Below are 447 nucleotides of genomic sequence, written 5' to 3'. Positions count from 1 at the left end.
GAGACGTTCGCCGGCTTCCTCGGCCGCGCCCACACCGCCGGCGCCGGCGTCGACTGGAACGCCTTCTACGCCGGTACCGGCGCGCGGCGCGTTGACCTGCCCACGTACGCCTTCCAGCGCGAGAACTACTGGCTGATGCCGTCCGCTCAGGGCGGCGACGTCACGGCGGCCGGTCTCGACCGGGTCGAGCACCCCCTGATGGCCGCGGCCGTGCAGCTCGGCGACCGGGACGAGTGGGTGTTCACCGGTCGCCTCTCCACCGACAGCCAGCCGTGGGTGCGCGACCACGTCGTCCTGGGCGCGGTGATCGTGCCCGGCACGGCGTGGGTCGAGCTGGTGTCGGCCGCCGGCCGCCGTGTCGGTGCTCCGGTGGTGGACGAGCTGGTCATGGAAGCGCCGCTCCTGCTGGAGGAAGGCACCGCGGCGCAGCTGCGGGTCACGGTCGGT

General features: G+C 73.8%; 1 protein-coding gene. It reads left to right on the top strand.

The window, feature by feature from the left end:
- A partial coding sequence (locus tag IH00_RS0136525; protein ID WP_031080827.1) for a polyketide synthase dehydratase domain-containing protein occupies nucleotides 1–447 on the top strand: 447 nt, incomplete at both ends.

This window comes from Streptomyces sp. NRRL S-118 (genome assembly GCF_000716335.1).
In the GTDB taxonomy this organism is placed as follows: domain Bacteria; phylum Actinomycetota; class Actinomycetes; order Streptomycetales; family Streptomycetaceae; genus Streptomyces.
This window is presented reverse-complemented; position numbering and strand designations above follow the sequence as displayed.